This is a genomic window from Cytobacillus sp. FSL W8-0315, assembly GCF_038002905.1.
GTDB lineage: Bacteria > Bacillota > Bacilli > Bacillales > Cytobacillaceae > Cytobacillus > Cytobacillus pseudoceanisediminis.
Map to the genome: position 1 here is coordinate 2,996,749 of NZ_JBBOOC010000001.1, position 19,219 is coordinate 3,015,967.

The 19,219-nt window shown below is 38.9% G+C and carries 13 protein-coding genes; 8 read left to right on the forward strand and 5 right to left on the reverse strand.

Annotation, left to right across the window (positions count from 1 at the left end; genetic code table 11):
- Positions 1-156 precede the first annotated feature (156 nt).
- The 5 genes from ald to MKY20_RS15350 all read right to left on the reverse strand — a co-directional run bounded on the left by ald (position 157) and on the right by MKY20_RS15350 (position 7,093).
- Complete coding sequence (ald, locus tag MKY20_RS15330; RefSeq protein WP_019383360.1) at positions 157-1,290, reverse strand: alanine dehydrogenase; 1,134 nt, start codon at positions 1,288-1,290, stop codon at positions 157-159.
- A 14-nt stretch (positions 1,291-1,304) separates the two neighbouring features.
- On the reverse strand, positions 1,305-2,738 hold the full coding sequence (locus tag MKY20_RS15335) for an aldehyde dehydrogenase family protein (protein ID WP_341001874.1): 1,434 nt from the start codon (positions 2,736-2,738) through the stop codon (positions 1,305-1,307).
- Between the two features lie 65 nt (positions 2,739-2,803).
- A complete protein-coding gene (locus MKY20_RS15340) occupies positions 2,804-4,117 on the reverse strand; it encodes an aminotransferase family protein (RefSeq protein WP_251157048.1) in 1,314 nt (437 codons plus the stop codon).
- A 233-nt stretch (positions 4,118-4,350) separates the two neighbouring features.
- Positions 4,351-5,448: an agmatine deiminase gene (gene aguA / locus MKY20_RS15345; protein ID WP_009334078.1), complete on the reverse strand. Its 1,098-nt coding sequence runs from the start codon at positions 5,446-5,448 to the stop codon at positions 4,351-4,353.
- Positions 5,449-5,701: 253 nt separating this feature from the next.
- The gene (locus MKY20_RS15350; RefSeq protein WP_071158365.1) at positions 5,702-7,093 is read right to left on the reverse strand and encodes a sigma-54 interaction domain-containing protein; all 1,392 of its coding nucleotides are present in this window, start codon (positions 7,091-7,093) and stop codon (positions 5,702-5,704) included.
- Between the two features lie 184 nt (positions 7,094-7,277).
- Between MKY20_RS15350 and MKY20_RS15355 the strand changes: the two genes are divergently transcribed.
- From MKY20_RS15355 to MKY20_RS15390, 8 genes are all read left to right on the forward strand, one after another.
- The gene (locus MKY20_RS15355) at positions 7,278-8,516 is read left to right on the forward strand and encodes a M20 family metallo-hydrolase (protein WP_071158364.1); all 1,239 of its coding nucleotides are present in this window, start codon (positions 7,278-7,280) and stop codon (positions 8,514-8,516) included.
- A 56-nt stretch (positions 8,517-8,572) separates the two neighbouring features.
- Positions 8,573-9,973 carry an aminotransferase family protein gene (locus MKY20_RS15360; RefSeq protein WP_071158362.1) on the forward strand — a complete coding sequence of 467 codons (1,401 nt, stop codon included), beginning with the start codon at positions 8,573-8,575 and terminating at the stop codon, positions 9,971-9,973.
- A 27-nt stretch (positions 9,974-10,000) separates the two neighbouring features.
- Positions 10,001-11,482 (forward strand): aldehyde dehydrogenase family protein, encoded by a 1,482-nt coding sequence (locus tag MKY20_RS15365; protein ID WP_071158360.1) that lies wholly within the window; start codon positions 10,001-10,003, stop codon positions 11,480-11,482.
- Positions 11,483-11,590: 108 nt separating this feature from the next.
- The gene (locus tag MKY20_RS15370) at positions 11,591-12,928 is read left to right on the forward strand and encodes an APC family permease (protein ID WP_019383368.1); all 1,338 of its coding nucleotides are present in this window, start codon (positions 11,591-11,593) and stop codon (positions 12,926-12,928) included.
- A gap of 69 nt (positions 12,929-12,997) precedes the next feature.
- Complete coding sequence (locus tag MKY20_RS15375; protein WP_071158359.1) at positions 12,998-14,809, forward strand: amidohydrolase; 1,812 nt, start codon at positions 12,998-13,000, stop codon at positions 14,807-14,809.
- Between the two features lie 648 nt (positions 14,810-15,457).
- On the forward strand, positions 15,458-18,229 hold the full coding sequence (locus tag MKY20_RS15380) for a sigma 54-interacting transcriptional regulator (protein WP_251157049.1): 2,772 nt from the start codon (positions 15,458-15,460) through the stop codon (positions 18,227-18,229).
- Between the two features lie 83 nt (positions 18,230-18,312).
- The gene (locus MKY20_RS15385) at positions 18,313-18,747 is read left to right on the forward strand and encodes a PTS sugar transporter subunit IIA (protein WP_341001882.1); all 435 of its coding nucleotides are present in this window, start codon (positions 18,313-18,315) and stop codon (positions 18,745-18,747) included.
- Positions 18,731-19,207, forward strand: coding sequence for a PTS sugar transporter subunit IIB (locus MKY20_RS15390; RefSeq protein ID WP_341001884.1), 477 nt, complete (start codon positions 18,731-18,733; stop codon positions 19,205-19,207). Before MKY20_RS15385 ends, MKY20_RS15390 begins: the two co-directional genes overlap by 17 nt.
- The last annotated feature ends 12 nt before the right edge of the window (positions 19,208-19,219 follow it).

The window sequence follows — 19,219 nt, forward strand, 5'->3', positions numbered from 1 at the left end:
TCCGAGAAAAGGAATATCTTCTAAGATGAAAATGGCGGAAAACGGGAATGCAGACATTTTGTCAGCGTTCATCCGCCAAACATTAAGAGAGCCTGACTTATATGCCAGGCTAATGTTTAAAAAAATGGAACAAATCTAAATGGATTAAGCGGCTTCCTAATTATTAACTTCCTCTTTGGCTAATATTTTCATCGGTTGGACATATTCATAGCCGAGATCGTTTGCTACAGCTTTATAGGTGACTTCACCATTAATGGTGTTCAGTCCTGCTGCAAGAGCTGGATTTTCAATCAATGCTTTCTTTACACCTTTATTGGCAATTTGCAGCGCGTATGGAACTGTCACATTTGTAAGGGCGATAGTTGATGTTTGCGGAACAGCTCCCGGCATGTTTGCCACAGCATAATGGATAACACCATGCTTAATATATGTTGGGTTATCATGAGTAGTGACTCTGTCAGCTGTCTCAATAATACCTCCTTGGTCAACGGCGACATCAACAACTACAGATCCTACCTCCATTGATTTAATCATTTCTTCCGTCACTAGTTTCGGTGCCTTCGAGCCTGGGATGAGTACAGCTCCAATCACTAAATCGGAATCTGCAACCGCCTTGGCAATGTTAAAAGGATTAGACATAAGTGTTTGGATTTGGCTGCCAAAAATATCATCGATTTGGCGCAAGCGATCTGGGCTTAAATCGATGATTGTTACATCAGCACCCAGACCCATTGCGATTTTTGCAGCATTTGTTCCTGCAACGCCACCGCCAATGACGGTAACCTTTCCTCTCTTAACGCCTGGTACACCAGAAAGAAGAATTCCTTTCCCGCCTTTCGTTTTCTCTAGAAGCTGTGCACCAATTTGGGCGGACATTCTTCCAGCTACTTCACTCATTGGAGTAAGCAGCGGCAGCGTATTTCCTGCTTGTACTGTTTCATATGCGATAGCTGTTACTTCATTTTCCACCAGTGCTCTTGTCAGTTCAGGTTCTGCTGCTAAATGCAGGTAAGTAAATAAAATAAGGCCTTTTCGGAAATACTTGTATTCACTTGAAATAGGTTCCTTGACCTTCATAATCATTTCTGCATTTGCCCAAACCTTCGCTGCGGCTGATTCAATAGAGGCACCAACCTCTTGATAGAACTCGTCCCTAAATCCACTCCCAAGTCCCGCTCCACTCTCGATCACTACCGTATGTCCAGCATTAACCAGGCTCATAGCACCGGCTGGGGTTAGAGCTACCCGATTCTCATTATTTTTAATTTCCCTCGGTACTCCAATAATCATTTAAATAACCTCCATTAATCATTATTATTAAAGATTACTAGCTTGAGCTCAGTCATTTCCTCGATGGCATATTTAATCCCTTCACGTCCAATGCCGCTTTCTTTTACACCGCCATAAGGCATGTGGTCAACACGGAAGGTGGGTATATCATTAATGAGGACTCCGCCAACATGCAATTTCTTTGATGCCTGTAAAGCAGTGTGAATATTATCTGTATAAATGCCAGCCTGCAGCCCATAACGGGAATCATTAACAAAATCAATCGCTTCCTCAACAGAGTTGACCTTGTTTATTAAAACAATTGGAGCGAAAACCTCCTGACATGACACCTTAGATGTTGGATTCACACCTAGTAAAACAGTAGGGAGGAGGATATTACCTTCACTGGCTCCGCCTGCAGCAACGATTGCCCCATTTTGTTTTGCCTCTGAAATCCATTCAAGGGTTCTTTCCACTTCCTTAGGATTAATTAAAGCAGAAACATCTGTGTCAGGATTTAAAGGATCTCCAGCTTTCAATTGTTGTGCTGCTTTAACAAATTTTTCAACGAAGCTGGTGTAGCTATCCTTATGGACATAAATTCTCTGAAGGGAAATACAAACCTGACCCTGATAACTGAAGGCTCCTTCTACACAGCGCTTAATGATTTTGTCGATATCAATATTTTTATCTACAATGAGTGCAGCGTTAGATCCCAGTTCTAGTGTGACATGTTTTAATCCCGCTTTATTCCTGATGCCGATTCCGACCTCGGGGCTGCCCGTAAAAGTAATTTTCTTCACTCGATCATCTGATATCAGCTTTTCACCTATGACCGGGCCACTTCCTGTTACTACATTCAAAGCACCTGGCGGCAGCCCGGCTTTTTGCATAAGTTCAGCAAGAAAATAGGCCGAAATGGGCGTCTGGCCTGCTGGCTTTAATACGACTGTATTTCCAGCGGCAATTGCAGGTCCAACCTTATGGGCAACGAGATTCATCGGAAAGTTAAAAGGAGTAATGGCTCCGATAACTCCAAGTGGTTCTTTTACAGTGTAAGCGAATCTCCCTTCACCGCCTGGAGCTGCATCCAGCGGGATTGTTTCTCCGCTAATTCTTTTAGCTTCCTCAGCAGCAAATTTGTAAGTTTGAATCGTTCTTGCCACTTCTCCTTTAGCGGTTTTTAGCGGCTTCGCCGCCTCTAAAGAAAGAATTTCAGCAGCTTGATCAAAGTGCGCTTCAAATAGGCCTGCGAGGTTTTCAAGGATTTTTGCCCGCTGATGGCTTGGCATTTCAGACATAATCGTTCTCGCCTTGTATGCAGCTTCTATAGCGGAATTGACTTCTTCCACTGTTGCACTTGGGATTTCTGCGATCAGTTCTTTGCTATAAGGAGAGAATAGGGGGTTATAATGTTTTGCTTTTGCCCACTCTCCATTGATAAACAGGTGATATTTTTTCATAAGCATATAACCTCCAAATTTTTGAACAAGATTAATTACTTTTTAAAAAAGTCCAGTTCTGAAATAAAAGTCTACACTTTTTGCTCTATTTGATAGATGGCATGATGGATAATTTCTACTAAACGATCAATCTCCTGCTTATTAATTGAAAGAGGGGGGGCCAATACAAGTATATCCATCTTATCGAATACAACAGATCGGCAAATGAGTCCCTGTTTGGCTGCCTCATTGACAATCAGAGGGGCTAGGGGTCCCGCTGCCGATTGTTGGCTATTTAATTCAATAGCTCCCATAAGCCCTAACGCCCTGACATTTTTAACAATCTCTCTCTCTCCTTGGATCCATCTAAAGCCCTTGAGCATTTCTGCACCCATATTTTTGGCGTTCTCAATTAAGTTTTCATTTTCAATTATTTCAATATTCTTCAGTGCTACTGCGCATGCCATTGGATGACCGCTATAAGTATAGCCATGCAGGAGTGTGCCAGTTGATAATCGTTTAAAATCTTCATATATCTTTTCAGAGAGGACCACTCCGCCAAGCTGTGCATATCCACTAGTGACTCCTTTTGCAAAACACATTAAATCGGGGGCAACACCATAATGCTCAATTCCAAAGTATTTTCCTGTCCGCCCAAATCCGGTAATGACTTCATCCGTGATAAAAAGAATATTGTATTTATCACAAATATTTCTTACATTTTTAAAATACTCCTCAGGAGCAATATGAACTCCTCCAGCTCCTTGTACGGGCTCTGCAATAAAGGCAGCAATTGTATCAGGTCCTTCAGATATTACGGCTTCTTCAAACGCTTTTGCCGAAAAATTATCCGTATGATAAAAATCCGGTGCCAAGGAATTAGTGAAATCCCTGAAAGGCTTTAGGCCTGTTGCGCTGGTTGCCCCCATTGCAACCCCATGGTAGGACTTTATTCGGGAAATTATTTTCTTTTTCTCAGGCTGCCCTTTTAAAATCCAATAATGTCTTGCTAACTTATAAGCGGTATCATTGGCCTCTGATCCCCCAGAAGTAAAAAAGGTGGCATTTAAATCCCCAGGTGTGACCTCTGCTATTTTAGCAGCTAATCGAATAGCTGGTTCATTGCTAAATGTCGCGAAGCAGGAGCTAAAAGCCAGCTTATTCATTTGTTCCATGGCAGCAATACCCAGCTCTTTTCGCCCATGTCCAATATTTACATTCCAAAGAGAGGACATTCCATCAATAACCTTTTTCCCATGAACATCTTCGAGATATATGCCGTCTCCTTTTGTAAAAATATAGGCAGGGCCATTTTCCTGCTGTTGTTGAATAGGGGATGTAGGATGCATGAAATGCTTTTTGTCCAATTCCGCCAATTCTTGATAAGTAAGTTCATTTGCGATCATTATCATTCTCACCTCATACTTTAAATTTAAGTTTCTAAAAAGAACATAATGGCTTTCTTCTTACATCTAATTACAATGCAAGGATTGTGCCAAATATTATATGTAAGCCATTTTTTCCGGGGAACACACAAAAAAAGAGCTGAATTAAAATTCAGCTCGAGTTTTTTTAAAAATAAGAGTATAAGTTTTCACGAGTATTAAAAATGCTTAGTTCTATGACGCTTTAGCTTTTCTTATGGCCACGGCTGCTGCTGAGTGATGCAATGAATGTTTCCTCCGCCAACTGACACCTCACGAGTGTTAACCGTAACAATTTGCCGGTCCGGGAACATTCTTTGAAAAGCGGCGACAGCATGCTCATCCTGGGGATCATTAAATGTTGGCAAAATAACTCCACCGTTACATAAATAACAATTGATATAAGTAGAAATAAAGGTCACGTGTGTTGACCGTTCGTAACTATGTCTGGAGTAATCAATTTCAAAACTTTCAGCTTCGCTTAATGTTATTTGTTTCGGCATTTGTATTTTGTGTATTTTTAGTTTTCTGCCTTTTGCATCTGTTGCATCCTTCAGCCGTTCGTATGCATCCTGAAGCACTTCATACTGAGGATGAATCGGGTCATCTGTCCAGCTCATGGCAATTTCACCAGGCTTAACAAAAAATAAAACCTCGTCCACATGCCCATCTGTTTCATCTCCGACCAGCCCATCCTTTAACCAGATGATCTTTTCTACATTCAGGAATTCAGAAAGTCTTTCTTCTACCTCTTCTTTTGTTAAATTTTTATTTCGGTTTTTATTTAAAACACACTGTTCGGTAGTAATTAGCGTGCCTTCACCATCCACGGTTATAGCGCCGCCTTCTAAAACAAATTCTGTTGCATCGTACCGGCTTATATGCTCGATCTCTAATACTTTTCGTTTTACTTGGAGATCTAAATCCCAAGGGAAATATAAACCCTCTTCAATTCCTCCCCAGGCATTAAACCCCCAGTCAATCCCGCGCACCTCACCTTGATCATTTTTCACAAAGGTTGGACCAATATCTCTCATCCAGGCATCGTTAGAGGAAATTTCAATTACGCGGATATGTTCAGGTAAAAGGGCGCGGGCATTTTCGAATTGTTCCGGTCTTACACACATGGTAACAGGTTCAAATTGGGCAATCGCTTTTGCAACTTCGACATATACCCTTTGAGCAGGCTTAGCTCCAGCTCTCCACGTATCCGTTCTGACTGGCCAAAGCATCCAGGTCCCCTTATGTTTTTCAAATTCTCCCGGCATTCTAAAACCGTCTTTTTTTGGTGTTCCATTCATTGTTAATACCATGTTTTATCCCCCTAAACTCAGTAATTCATCGTAATTATTGACAGAGCCTTTATATAAAGAAAGCAGCGATGCTTTAAAAAACTCCCTCCTTAAACTGTATTTACTAGGTTTCTGTTGCAAGTTCCATGCCAAGATTAAGAAGAGAATTTTAAATGCTTATATCCAATTTTTTTCGTTTTCTAAGCCTTTGGTAAATTTGTTTTTCGAATAAATGAACCGATTTCGAATCAATTCATGTTTTAGTTTATGTAACTTATAAATTATATTTTTGCAGTCTTCTTATCAAGGAGGATTGTGTTATTCCAAGTGCTTTGGCGGCTTTCCTGGTGGAGTTATGTTCTTTTTGGGCATCAATAATCAGCTTTTTTTCAATTTCCTCGATATAACTAGGAAGACTTTGGCCATTTAGTTTGGGAGGAAACGCACTTTCCTTCTTCTGAACCTCTCTTAATACCTTTTCCGATAAGTCGCTTTTATCAATTATTTCTGACTTTGCAGTGACAACTAAACGTTCGATCATGTTCTCTAATTCACGAATATTACCAGGCCAGCTATAATTCTGCAGATAATCAACCAGCTCTTTTCCTAAGACAGTGGACTTTCGATATTTTGTTTTGAAAAGTTCAAGGTAATGAAAAACAAGAGGAATAATATCATCCTTTCTTTCTCTTAGCGCCGGGATTTGAATTGAAACAACGTTCAATCTATAATATAAATCCTCTCTGAATCGCTTTTCTTGGACCATTTCCAGAAGGCTTTGATGGGTAGCGGTAATAATCCGTACATCTACCTGTTTTAATTCGGTGGAACCAATAGGAAAAAATGACTTTTCCTGAACCAATTGAAGAAGCTTGGGCTGCAGAGTTAAAGGCAGTTCCCCGATTTCGTCAAGAAAAAGGGTACCTCCATTTGCCTTCTCAACTAATCCGATTTTCCCGCTATTGTTTGCTCCGGTGAATGCTCCTTTCTTGTATCCAAATAATTCTGATTCCAGCAGAGTTTCAGGAATTGCTCCACAATTTATTTGAATAAACGGTTTATCGGTTCGGTTGCTCCTTCTGTGAATCATTGATGCAATCATGCTTTTCCCGACCCCAGTCTCTCCGGTTAAGAGGATGGTTACGTCTAATGATGCAATTCTCCCGATTAAATCCAAAATTTCCTCATGTTTTTTGCTATTGCCAATAATGATGTGATTGTTTTTCTTTTCTGATTCCTTGACCTTCATTTCCTGGAGTTCATCCCAATACTTTTGGAGAAGTATTTCCGCTTTTTCCAGCTGAAGGGAGGACCTGACAGTATCCGTTATATCCTTAACATTGACCAGGACATACTGGGTCTTATCTTCTTTTATTTCAACAAAATAGCCAGTTGCTAAGTATTGTCGCCCTTTAGAGGTTTGAACCTTTGTCACGGTCTCTCTTTTTTCTAACACAATATTTGTAATGGACGGGGTGAATAAGCCGTCTTTTTCAAGATCAGATACACTTCTTCCGATAACCTTAGAGCGCGGTGCTCCCATTTGCTTTGAACTAGTGTCATTAATCCATAGAGCGATGCCATTATGGTCAGCTATAAAAATCCCATCTTTTAAATGATTAAACATATGATGAAAATGTTTATCTTCAAAAAACTTTTTGCTCATATTAAGCCCCCAAAGTATGATCGATAGAGTTTGATTCGTTTTCGATTCAAAATGAACCGGAATTGGTTCGAAATAATTACTATATTATTAATTTTCAGATTAATAGTCAAATAAATATTGATATTTAGGATGATTTTCACTTTGGCATAAAAATTGCATTAAAAATAGTTGAGGAGGTAAGTAAATGGAAACTACGAAACTCATGGTTAATAGAAAACGCCTGCTTGATACGATTAATGTAAGTTCTTCCATTGGAGCGTTAGAAAATGGAGGATTAAATCGGCTGGCTTTAACAGAAGAAGATAAAAAGATGAGAAATATATTTGTTAAATGGCTGCAGGAAGAGAAGCTGGACGTACGAGTTGACGACCTTGGAAATATTTACGGAAGGAGAAAAGGAAAGTTTAATGATAGTCCAGCTGTTGCAATTGGATCTCATTTAGATACACAGCCCTGCGGCGGAAGGTTTGACGGAATCCTGGGTGTTTTAACCGCCTTGGAGGTCGTCCGTACATTAAACGAAAATAATATTGAAACTGATTATCCAATTGAAATTGTTAATTTTACTAATGAAGAAGGTGCCCGTTTTGAGCCTCCGATGCTTGGATCAGGCGGTGTTGCAGGTGAATTTACAACAGACTTTATCTATAACACAAAGGATAATGAGAACATTTCGTTCCAGGAGGCATTAAAAAAAATTCAATACATGGGAGACGAAAAGCACAGATTAAGAGATATAAAATACTTTATCGAGCTCCATGTGGAACAAGGTCCCATTCTTGAAAAAAACAACAAGTTAATTGGAATTGTCGAAGGAATTCAAGGAATAAGCTGGCTGAATGTAAAGGTAGTAGGAGAGACAAATCACGCTGGGCCTACTCCGATGGAAGACCGAAAGGATGCCTTGGCACCTTCAGCTAAAATGGTTACCAAAGTATATGAAATAACAAATGAAATAGAAGGTTTGAAAACGACAGTAGGAAAACTTAATGTCAAACCGAATATTACGAATGTTATACCTGGTGAAGTAGAGTTCATGATTGACGTGCGGCACAAGGATGATGAGATTAGAGCTGGTACAATTGATAGACTAAGAGAGCAGTTAGGCACAATTGCGGTAATGAATAATGTTGAAGTTACGATTTCAACAGATTGGAATTCGGATGCTGTGCTATTTTCCTCCGAAGTTATGGATGCAATTAGTGAAGCTGCAGGCGTGTTGGGATATTCCACTTTAAGATTATTTAGCGGTCCAGGACATGATGCAAAATATATAAGTAAAATGGCCGACACCGGGATGATTTTTTTACCCAGTATTAACGGGATTAGCCATAATGAAAAAGAATTGACTTTAGAGGACGACATTGAGAAGGGTGCAAATGTCCTTCTGAACACGATTCTAAAGCTTGCAAGGGCTCATTAACTTTTATTTATTTAATTGGCTTTTTAAAACTATTTTAACTGGAGGCATGTTTGAAAATGAACCAAAATCAAACAATTATGAATGGAAAAAACGAATTGCTGGCAAGTGAACTTTCCGCTTTAGATCGCAGGCATCTCCTTCATCCATCTACGAATCCAAAATTACAGGCGCAAACAGGCCCAAAACTTATTTTTACAGGTGGAGAGGGAATTTATCTCCATGACATGAGCGGCAAAAAATATATTGATGGAGTTTCCATGCTGTGGAATGTAAATTTAGGGCATGGAAATAAGGAAATGGCTGAAGCTGCCTATAATCAGATGGTAAATGTTGCGTATGCTTCGGCATTTTATGGCTATGCAAATGAACCAACTGTTCGCTTGGCTGAAAAAATTGCTTCATTAACACCGGGAGATTTAAATACCGTTTTCTTCACTTCCGGTGGATCGGAATCAAATGATACGGCCTTTAAATTATCCAGGTTTTATTGGCAATTGCAGGGATACACCGAAAAAAGAACGATTATTTCATTAAAGAGAGGGTATCACGGTGTAACAGTTTCTGCACAAAGGGCAACTGGTATAGAGGTTTACCGTGAATTCTCGGGATCTACTGACCCGGATATCGTGAATGCAAAAGCTCATTTAACAGAGTGTGAACTTGGTGACACGAACCATCCAGAGTATGAGGGATGTATTAGAAGCATCATTGAAAAATTAGGAAAAGATAAGGTTGCAGCTGTTATTGTAGAGCCAATCCAAGGAGCTGGCGGAGTCCATATTCCTCCTGATGGCTATCTTCAGGCTGTTAGAAAATTATGTGATGAGTTTGATATCCACCTTATAGCAGACGAGGTTATCTGTGGTTTTGGACGTACAGGAAAAATGTTCGGGGTAGATCATTGGGATGTTGTTCCGGACTTTATGTCAATCGCAAAGGGGATAACCAGCGGGTACATTCAACTTGGCGGTGTGGTCATGAGAGAAAAAATCAGAGATGCCTTTACATCATATGACGGCATGCTTGCGCATGGATTCACTTACAGCGGGCATCCGACAGCTTGTGCAGTGGGATTAAAAAATATTGAAATTTTAGAACGAGATGGTCTTATTGAAAAAGCCCGGATATTGGGAGAACGATTAGAGAAGGGGCTTCTTTATTTAGAAGACAAATATGAATTTGTATCAGGGTCAAGAGTGAAGGGTTTATTGGCTGGTTTTGATTTAATGAAGGATCCAGATCAAAATATTCCTTTTGATGAATCTGTAAAAGCATCGGTTAGTGTGGTAGATGAAGCATATCAAAGGGGCTTATTGATTAGGCCATTTGATTTTGAACCAGGGATGAACATTGTTGCGATTGCTCCTCCTTTTATCACTAGTGATAATGAGTTGGAACGAATTATCCATATTGTAGATGATTCTTTAGCAGCCTTTTCAAAAAAGGTCACAAAATAATTTGAGTAAGCAAGGAGGAAGATCCGGATGGTTGGCAATACGGTGGAATTGCACCCCAAAGTGATAGAATTTTTAAAAGAACCAAAAAAACTATTTATCAATGGAGAATGGGTTGAGTCCATTGAAGGAGATACAATTCAAACGATAAATCCTGCTACAGGAGAAGAGTTAGCTATTGTATATGCTGCGTCAGAAAAGGATGTTCATTTAGCTGCCGAAGCGGCTTCAAGGGCATTTGAAGAGGGACCCTGGCCGAATATTTCCTCTGCAGAAAGATCTAAGCTCATGCATAAACTGGCTGATTTAATGGAACGGGACATGCAGGTGCTGGCAGAGCTTGATACATTAGACAATGGGAAGCCCATTAAAGAAATGTTAACTGGCGATCTCCCTAATGCAATCGAACAGCTAAGATATTTTGCAGGCTGGACGACAAAGATGACTGGACAGACCATTCCTATTTCAACAACTCATTTAAACTATACTCACCATGAGCCAGTCGGTGTGGTTGGGCAGATTATTCCGTGGAATTTTCCCATCATGATGGCCCTATGGAAAATAGCTCCCGCTCTTGCAACAGGCTGTACTATTATATTAAAACCTGCAGAACAAACACCTTTATCAGCTTTATATTTAGCTAAGTTAATAGAGGAAGCAGGTTTCCCAAAAGGGGTTGTCAACATTCTTAATGGCTATGGAAAAATAGCCGGAAATGCGCTTGTTAAACATCCAAAGGTAAATAAAATTGCTTTCACTGGTTCAACACCTGTTGGTCGAGCCATTATGAAAGAAGCTGCAAACACGATGAAACGAGTAACCTTGGAGCTTGGAGGCAAATCACCAAATATTATTTTGCCTGATGCGGATCTGGATAAAGCGATACCAGGTGTATTTTCCGGGATTATGGCAAATCAAGGTCAAGTATGCTGCGCGGGCTCAAGAGTGTTTATACCAGATCATCTTTATAACCAGGTAATGGATAGACTGGTAGATTATGCAGAAAAGGTAAAACTGGGTAATGGTTTGGATGAGTCAACAGAAATGGGTCCACTCGTCTCTAAAAGACAGCAGGAAATTGTAGCATCCTATATAGAAAAGGGGATAAAAGAAGGTGCAAATCTTCTAATAGGCGGAAAAAGCTTAGACAAAGGCTATTTTGTTCAGCCAACCGTATTTGCTGATGTACAGGATGAAATGTCTATAGCCAGAGAAGAGATTTTCGGTCCAGTTGCAGCTGCGATGCCATATAAGAGTATCGATGAAGTTGTAGAACGCGCCAACTGCAGCCCATACGGATTGGCAGCAGGATTGTGGACGGAAAATTTAAAACATGCCCATACTATTTCAAGAAAATTAAAGGCTGGTACTGTGTGGGTTAATTGCTATAATATCACCAACGCAGCTGCACCTTTTGGAGGATATAAAGAATCCGGATTTGGCCGCGAGATGGGGTCATATGCATTAAATAGCTACACGGAAGTAAAGAGTGTATGGGTTAACTTAGAGTAATTAGCCTTACTTAATGGCCTTCAATAAATAGAATGTTAATCGAAGGCTGTTAGGTAAAATTCTTCTCGAAATGAAAGCGGATTCAATATAGAGGGAAAGGGTGTTTATATGGATGATACGAATCAACTTCAGCGAAGGTTGAAATTAAAGCATGTTGTCGCAATTGGAATTGCTTATATGTCTCCATTTGCTGTATTTGATACTTTCGGAATTGCTTCGGATGTATCCTCAGGGCATGTGCCGGCAGCATATATTATCGTTTTTACTGCAATCCTTTTTACGGCTTTGAGCTATGGAAAGTTAGTTAAGAAATACCCAACGGCAGGTTCAGTTTATACTTATACAAAAAATATTTTGAACCCATATTTGGGAATAATCGCTGGCTGGATCACTTTTCTTGCTTATTTAGCTTTGCCAATGATCAATGCCTTATTGGCCAAAATCTATTTATCTGCTGCCTTACCAGAGGTTCCCGATTGGATTTGGATTGTAGGGTTAATTCTTGTCATTAGTATTTTAAATATTTTTGGAGTAAAGCTGGCAGCTTCATTAAATATGCTGCTCGTTGCTTTCCAGTTTATTGTCGGAGTCCTCTTCATTTACCTTAATGTAAGATCAATTATTAAAGGACCCGAATCTTTAATTTCTATTAGTGAATTATTTCCGTCCAGTATGGGAATTTCCGGTCTATTTGCCGGTGCTGCACTTCTGGCTTTATCCTTTATCGGCTTTGATGCAATCACTACACTTTCGGAGGAGACGATTGAACCGAAAAAGACAATCCCAAGGGCGATTATTTTAGTAGCTTCAATAGGGGGAATCTTCTTCTTTACGGTAACTTTCTTTATGCAGTCCCTTTTTCCTGATGTATCTGTGTTTAATGATATCGAAGGAGCCTCTCCAGAGATCGCCTATACCATTGGAGGAAACCTTTTCTTATCTATTTTCACAGCTGGCGCATTATTTTCAGTATTTGCTTCCGGCTTAGCAGCTCAAGTAAGTGCATCAAGGCTGTTATATGCTATGGGCAGAGATAACGTTTTACCTAAAGGGTTCTTTGGGTATCTTCATCCTAATTTAAATACACCGGTCCCAAATATTCTATTTATTGGGCTTCTGGCGCTTTCCTCTCTTTTTCTGGATTTAACAATGGCAACATCACTTATAAATGTAGGGGCATTTACGGCATTTAGCTTTGTTAATATTTGTGTGATTGCAAATTATTTTAAAACCAATACAAAACGTACGATTGGATTCACCTTTGGAAACTTGATCGTCCCCCTGGTTGGACTTGGTTTCATTATATACCTATGGAGCAGCCTGGATTTTATGTCCATTATTGCAGGATTAATATGGACTTTACTCGGTATCGTTTATTTAATTATATCAACCGGCTTCTTTAGTAAAGAACCCCCAAAGATCGACTTTGAAGAGTTAGAGATGTAGCATCAACGTTTTGATTTTTTTATAGTAGTGTGTCTGAAACATCCCTAAACAATAAGGAGTGAAATGTCGATGAATAATAGATTGCGTAACAAGTTGTGGTTTTTGATTTTCATCCTTATTCCATTAATGCTCATACTTGGTGCCTGTACTGAAAAATCAGATGTAACCGCCAAAAAGGACACAAATTCTTCTGATAAAAAGGACGTGGAGGCATCTCATGATCATGCCTCACTTGTACTTAAAAATGGGAAAGTTTACACCATGGAAGAAGATCAGCCGCTTGCTGAAGCAGTTGCAATTAAAGATGGAGAAATCCAGTTTGTAGGAAGCAGTTCTGACGCGGAAAAATATGTGGGGGAGGATACTGAGGTAATTGATCTGGAAGGAAAGATGGTATCTCCTGGTTTTATGGATGGTCATACTCACCCGCCAGGTTTATGGACCTCCAAGCTTTTTGAAGTATATCTAGCAGAGCTTGAAAGCCATGAAGAATATGTCCAAGCAGTCGCTGATTTTAGGGAGAAAAATCCTAAGGCCAAAATCATTACTGGGGATGGATGGGTGAACGGTCCGTATGAACAGGCGGATGGTACCAACCCAGGCCCTAAGAAAGAGGATTTGGATGCAGTTGTTTCGGATATACCTGTTATGCTTTACTCTATCGACAAACACTCAGTATGGGTAAATTCAAAAGCGCTGGAGATTGCCGGAATTACCAAGGATACAGTGGTTCCTAAGGGTGGTATGATTGAGCGTAATCCTGACGGTTCTCCCCGGGGTGTGCTGCGGGAAGGAGCAATGGATTTGCTCGCAGATGTCCAGGCGCTGTCTAACTTAACGGATGAACAATATAAAGAGGCAATATTAGAATTTCAAAAAGAAATGCATAGCTTTGGTATGACAGGAGTCATGAATATGTCAGGCGGTGATAGAAGTTTAAAAGTACTGAATGAATTAGAAAAAGAGGGGAAGCTGACCATGCGGGTCGCCAATGCAATTGTATTTGGACCGGAAACTCAACCGGAAGAAGCGGTTGCGAAAATACAGGATGCTGGTAAAAAGTACAATTCAGATTGGCTTTCAGTGAACACCGTAAAATTATTTGCTGATGGAGTGACTGAAGGGAAAACAGCCCTCTTTGTTGAACCATATACCAAGAATGCCGGAATGGGATCCCACCACCACGGTGATGCGAATTGGAAAGAGGATACTTTTAATAAGATGGTCTCAAAGCTAGATAAGGAAGATATACAAGTACACATTCACGCAATCGGCGATGGGGCAGTTAAAATGGGCCTTGATGCCCTGGAATTGGCAAAGAAAGAAAATGAAGAGCACAATTCCCGCCACACGATTACTCATATCAGTGCGATTCAGGATAGTGACATCTCCCGTATGGCGAATTTAGGTGTTATTGCGAGCTTGCAGCCTTTTTGGTTTTACAAAGATCAGTACTATGACTTGGAAAAGGCCATGATAGGGGAGAAACGTGCATTAGCCATGTATCCGGCTAGAGAAATGTGGGATGCCGGAGTAACGATTGCCAGCAGCAGCGATTATCCGCCTACCCCTGATTATCGCCCATTGAACGCAATAGAAACAGGAGCTACAAGAAATAGTCCTTATCCAGAAGAGCAAGATACTGATTTGGTTCGCAACCTTGATCAAGCTCTTACTGTAAAGGAAATGCTGCAGTCATACACAAAGAATGTTGCGTATCAAATATATCGCGAAAATGACTTAGGCTCACTTAAAGCTGGGAAGAAAGCGGATATGGTTGTTCTTGGAGAGGATCTGACCAATATTGAACCAAAAAATATATCTGAAACCTCTATTGTTTACACGATAGTTGATGGGAAGATTGTATTTAAAGGGGAATAAAACTGATCTATGTCTGTAATTTCTCAATAAAAAGAAGCTGATACCTACTATTCGTAGATGATCAGCTTCTTTTTCTATATATTGTCATGTTTACTAGTTCTTAATCCTCTATACGAGTTTGTTATTATTTTAAGTATCTTCATTTTACCTTAATATCTCATTTTCTTTAGGGACAAATTACACAAGTAAAGGGTTTCCGATGACGGCTGGGACGTTCGTGCGCCCTGTTCTATCGTGAATAAGAGAGGAAATATATGATAACCACATGGTATAGACATTTATAGTAATAGAAGCAAGTGTTTATATGTTTCGGCACATAGGTTCTCTATTAACTTATAGTTAAAATACGTTTGACAAAAAATTTTTTAGGTCTTGAATGGGAACCGAGTTCTAATGTTTATACAGCTAAAGTTAACTTACTTAGATTATATATGCTTTCATTTGTAAGTTGGCGGATTCACGCGATGAGTGGTATTAGGAAAGTTGAGATGTTAGAGTGTTAAATCAATTGTATGGCATTGAATTTAACTAATCTGTTCCTAGACAAATTGGAAATAAAAACTATAGAATAGCTAATAAAAATAGATTAAATTAAGGATATTAAAAAAATACAAAATATTATGAAAAGTAATGGAGGGAGGAAAAGAAATGAAAAATGAGATTACAGTATATTTGACAGAAGTTACTCGCAGGTTTTCCTTTAAAGATAGCAGTTGCCTTAAAACATTTCAAACAGAAGCAATAGCAGTTCATTTTGCAATAGATCGTACGAGAGCAAGCAGATTATTAAATGAGCTAGCTAAAGAAGGGACTTTATTAAAAATTAATACTCGCCCTGTTTGTTTTTTACACAGACAAACGCTAGAAAAACAATATGGGAGTTTGCAGCATACTGTTTATGATAGTTTGGAATCGATAGAGAAAGAGCTTATTCCCGACTCGGAGGAAATTTTTAAAAGGCTGATTGGATATGAGAAGAGTTTGAAAGAAGCCATTGAACAAGTCAAAACAGCCATTTATTACCCAAATATGGGATTGCCATTACTTCTACTAGGTCCAACTGGTGTAGGGAAGACTTTCTTCGCAAAACTTATTTATGATTATTCAAGGGCGAAAAAAATCATTTCGGATCAGGCTCCTTTTTTTGTTTTTAATTGCGCCCAGTATGCAAATAATCCCGAACTATTATCAAGCTATCTATTTGGGCATTCAAAGGGGGCTTTTACAGGCGCCTTGAAGGACCAGGTTGGTCTGATTGAACAAGCAAATAATGGGATATTGTTTTTGGACGAGGTCCATCGTTTAAATAAAGAAGGACAGGAGAAGCTATTTACCTTTATGGACCAAGGAATATTCACAAGGTTAGGTGAAACGAGTGTTGTTAGAAAGTCCAAGGTTCGATTGGTGTTCGCGACTACAGAAAGCCTGTCCGTTTTTTTAGAGACTTTTTTAAGAAGAATACCAATTAAAGTAAATATCCCTAGTCTTGAGGAACGGGGGCCAGATGAAAAAAAACAATTTATTCACCACTTTTTTATGGAAGAAAGTAAGTTACTTGGCCTGCCAATCGAGGTAACAAATAAGACTGTTGATATTTTAAACAAATATCATTATAGCGGCAATATCGGTGAATGTAAGAATACAATTAAATATGCTTGCGGCTTTGCTTTCTCTAAGAAGTCGAAAACAATGGATAAAATTTTTGTAACCCTACAGGACTTGCCAAAGCAAATTTTTAAAAATTCCCCGAATCTTTTTAATAATTACTCTGCTAAAGATGGCAGTGTGCTCTTCTCACCTAATAGTAAGCAGTCTTTTAATCATGTAAATGAAATGAAAATTACACTTATTGAACAAACCTATCAGAATTGCTTAAACTATTTCTTGAAGTTCGAGAATGATCACTTCGTTGAATCTGCATTTATAGAGAAATGTACAGATGAGATAACAGCTATGATGGATAGGTTAATATTTGAACGCCCTAATGAATCAAATAATATAATGATGGAGATTATTCTTTCAACTATGCAGGATATCTTTAGATATCTGGAATTGAATTATTATGTGAAATATGATGGCAACAGTGTTTATACATTATCATCCTATTTATTTTTTAAAGCTTATCCTTTTCAATTTTCGAAACAGGAACAGGTTCTATCTCAACGCATGCTTCAATTCATAAAAGATCATTATAAAATGGAATATTCAATTGTTTCTAAGTTGAAGGTATTTATTGAAAAACGGATGGACATTCATTTAAATCTCGAAGATTTTGTCATGATGACATTATTCTTATGTAAGGCAAAAATAAAGCAATTCCATAACCGAGTTAAAGCCATGATTATTGCCCATGGATATGCCACAGCTAGCAGCATTGCAAATGTATGTAATCGTCTTTTGGGAGTAAATGTCTTTGATTCCATTGACATGCCTGTAGAGGCTACCGTCCGTGACATTACAGTGAAAATGCTGCAATATATGGAGGAACAGGATACTTCAACTGGCTTAGTTGTTCTCGTCGACATGGGCACATTGAGTTTAATCCATGATCATATAAAAGGTGAGATTGATGGTCCACTTCTTTGTGTAGACCAGGTTTCGACCCCAGCTGCGTTAGAGATTGGAAATTATGTAATACAGGGAAGGACCGTAGAGGAAATGGTAGAACCTCTTCAAAAATCAGTACAACCTAATATAAATCTATACTATCCCACATATGGGAAGGAATACGCTATTATAACGTCTTGCTTTACTGGAATTGGAACGGCTACACAGATTCAGCAGCTTCTTTCGGAAAGTATTGGGGATTTATTAGACATTAAAGTGATAGCTCATGATTTTGACCGGCTTAAACAAAACGGAATGAACGAGGCGCCTTTAAGAATTTATGATGTACTAGCTATTGTGGGAACAGCAAATCCAGAGATAGAGGAAGTTAATTTTATTTCATTAGAGGATATTATTTCTGGTAAAGGTGAAGGTGATGTGTTTCGAATATTCGATAAAATTGCTGACTCTGAGATTATTCGTCAAGTAAACGATAGAATTATTATGAACTTTTCCCTTAGCAGGGTTATTGATTCCTTGACTATTCTTGATACAGAAAAAATTATTCATAAAGTAGAGCAGGGAATTATTCAAATAGAAAAACAGATGAGACAGAAGCTTCCAAATGACAAAAAGATAGCTTTATTTGTCCATGTAAGCTGTATGATTGAGCGATTAATAAGAAAAGCACCGATCACGGAATACCCTAATTTAGATAAATTTAAAAATAATCACACTAAGGAAATCAAATGGATAAAAAATGCTTTTAGTGTGTTGGAAGATCATTATAGTGTGCAAATGACACTGGCAGAGATCGGTTATATCTACAATATTATCGAGCCTAAAGTATTGACCCAGAAAGAATTAGTATGAAATATATAAATATTTTTCAAGCATGTCACTAGTTGGCATGCTTTTTGCATTATAAAAAATGAAAAAAATAAGGGGGATAGATCATGAAACACTTTTTAATCGCCACTCATGGGGAGTTATCCCAAGCATTTATCGAAACAGTAGAACTGATTGCTGGAAAGCAAACGAATGTTTCCTATTTTGGGATGACAAAACTAAAGTCTGGCGATATGGCGAAAAAGGAATTGAAAGAGATATTAGGCGGCAAGAAGGAGGATGAGCATTTTATTGTATTAACGGATGTGTTTGGCGGCAGTGTTACAAATATTTGTACCGAACTGCTGCTTGAAATGGATGATTTTGACCTAATTACCGGCTTAAATTTGCCGATGATACTTACTATGATTTTGACAGGCGAGGAAACAAGCGTTACTGATACAATTTCCGAAGGCGTAAGCGCAGCACAAAATGGAATTATTCATATTAATAACTTACTAAAATCCCAGAAAGGAAGTATGTGTGATGATTTCATTATTTAGGATTGACGATCGCTTAATTCACGGTCAAGTAGCATATGGCTGGACCTCTGCCCTGGGGGTTAATGTCATACTTGTAGTTAATGATGAAGCCAAAAATGACCAAATGAAAGCGATGGCACTTAATCTGGCCAAGCCGTCCAGCGTAAAACTGTATATTCGAGGGGTTCAAGAATCCGGTGAGATTGTCCAAAAGTTTTCACAATCACAAAAAAGTAAGGTTTTGGTTCTTGTAAAGAATACAAATGATGCTGTTGAACTAGCAAGAAATTCAGGAGGGGTTATCAAAGAAGTAAATGTTGGCGGATTACGCTATTCGGAAGGAAAAAGAAAGTTAACAGACTTGGTAGCTGTTGATGACCAGGATCTTGCGAATTTAAAGGAAATGGAAGAAATGGGAATAGAACTTGAATTTAGAATGTTGCCCCGTGATAAGAAAAAGGGGCTAAAGGATATGATTTAAAAGACTAAAAGG

Coding starts and splice junctions, on each gene's coding strand:
- ald (WP_019383360.1), bottom strand. CDS start 1,290: ATGATTATTGGAGTACCGAGGGAAATTAAAAATAATGAGAATCGGGTA.
- MKY20_RS15335 (WP_341001874.1), bottom strand. CDS start 2,738: ATGCTTATGAAAAAATATCACCTGTTTATCAATGGAGAGTGGGCAAAA.
- MKY20_RS15340 (WP_251157048.1), bottom strand. CDS start 4,117: ATGATCGCAAATGAACTTACTTATCAAGAATTGGCGGAATTGGACAAA.
- aguA (WP_009334078.1), bottom strand. CDS start 5,448: ATGGTATTAACAATGAATGGAACACCAAAAAAAGACGGTTTTAGAATG.
- MKY20_RS15350 (WP_071158365.1), bottom strand. CDS start 7,093: ATGAGCAAAAAGTTTTTTGAAGATAAACATTTTCATCATATGTTTAAT.
- MKY20_RS15355 (WP_071158364.1), top strand. CDS start 7,278: ATGGAAACTACGAAACTCATGGTTAATAGAAAACGCCTGCTTGATACG.
- MKY20_RS15360 (WP_071158362.1), top strand. CDS start 8,573: ATGAACCAAAATCAAACAATTATGAATGGAAAAAACGAATTGCTGGCA.
- MKY20_RS15365 (WP_071158360.1), top strand. CDS start 10,001: ATGGTTGGCAATACGGTGGAATTGCACCCCAAAGTGATAGAATTTTTA.
- MKY20_RS15370 (WP_019383368.1), top strand. CDS start 11,591: ATGGATGATACGAATCAACTTCAGCGAAGGTTGAAATTAAAGCATGTT.
- MKY20_RS15375 (WP_071158359.1), top strand. CDS start 12,998: ATGAATAATAGATTGCGTAACAAGTTGTGGTTTTTGATTTTCATCCTT.
- MKY20_RS15380 (WP_251157049.1), top strand. CDS start 15,458: ATGAAAAATGAGATTACAGTATATTTGACAGAAGTTACTCGCAGGTTT.
- MKY20_RS15385 (WP_341001882.1), top strand. CDS start 18,313: ATGAAACACTTTTTAATCGCCACTCATGGGGAGTTATCCCAAGCATTT.
- MKY20_RS15390 (WP_341001884.1), top strand. CDS start 18,731: ATGATTTCATTATTTAGGATTGACGATCGCTTAATTCACGGTCAAGTA.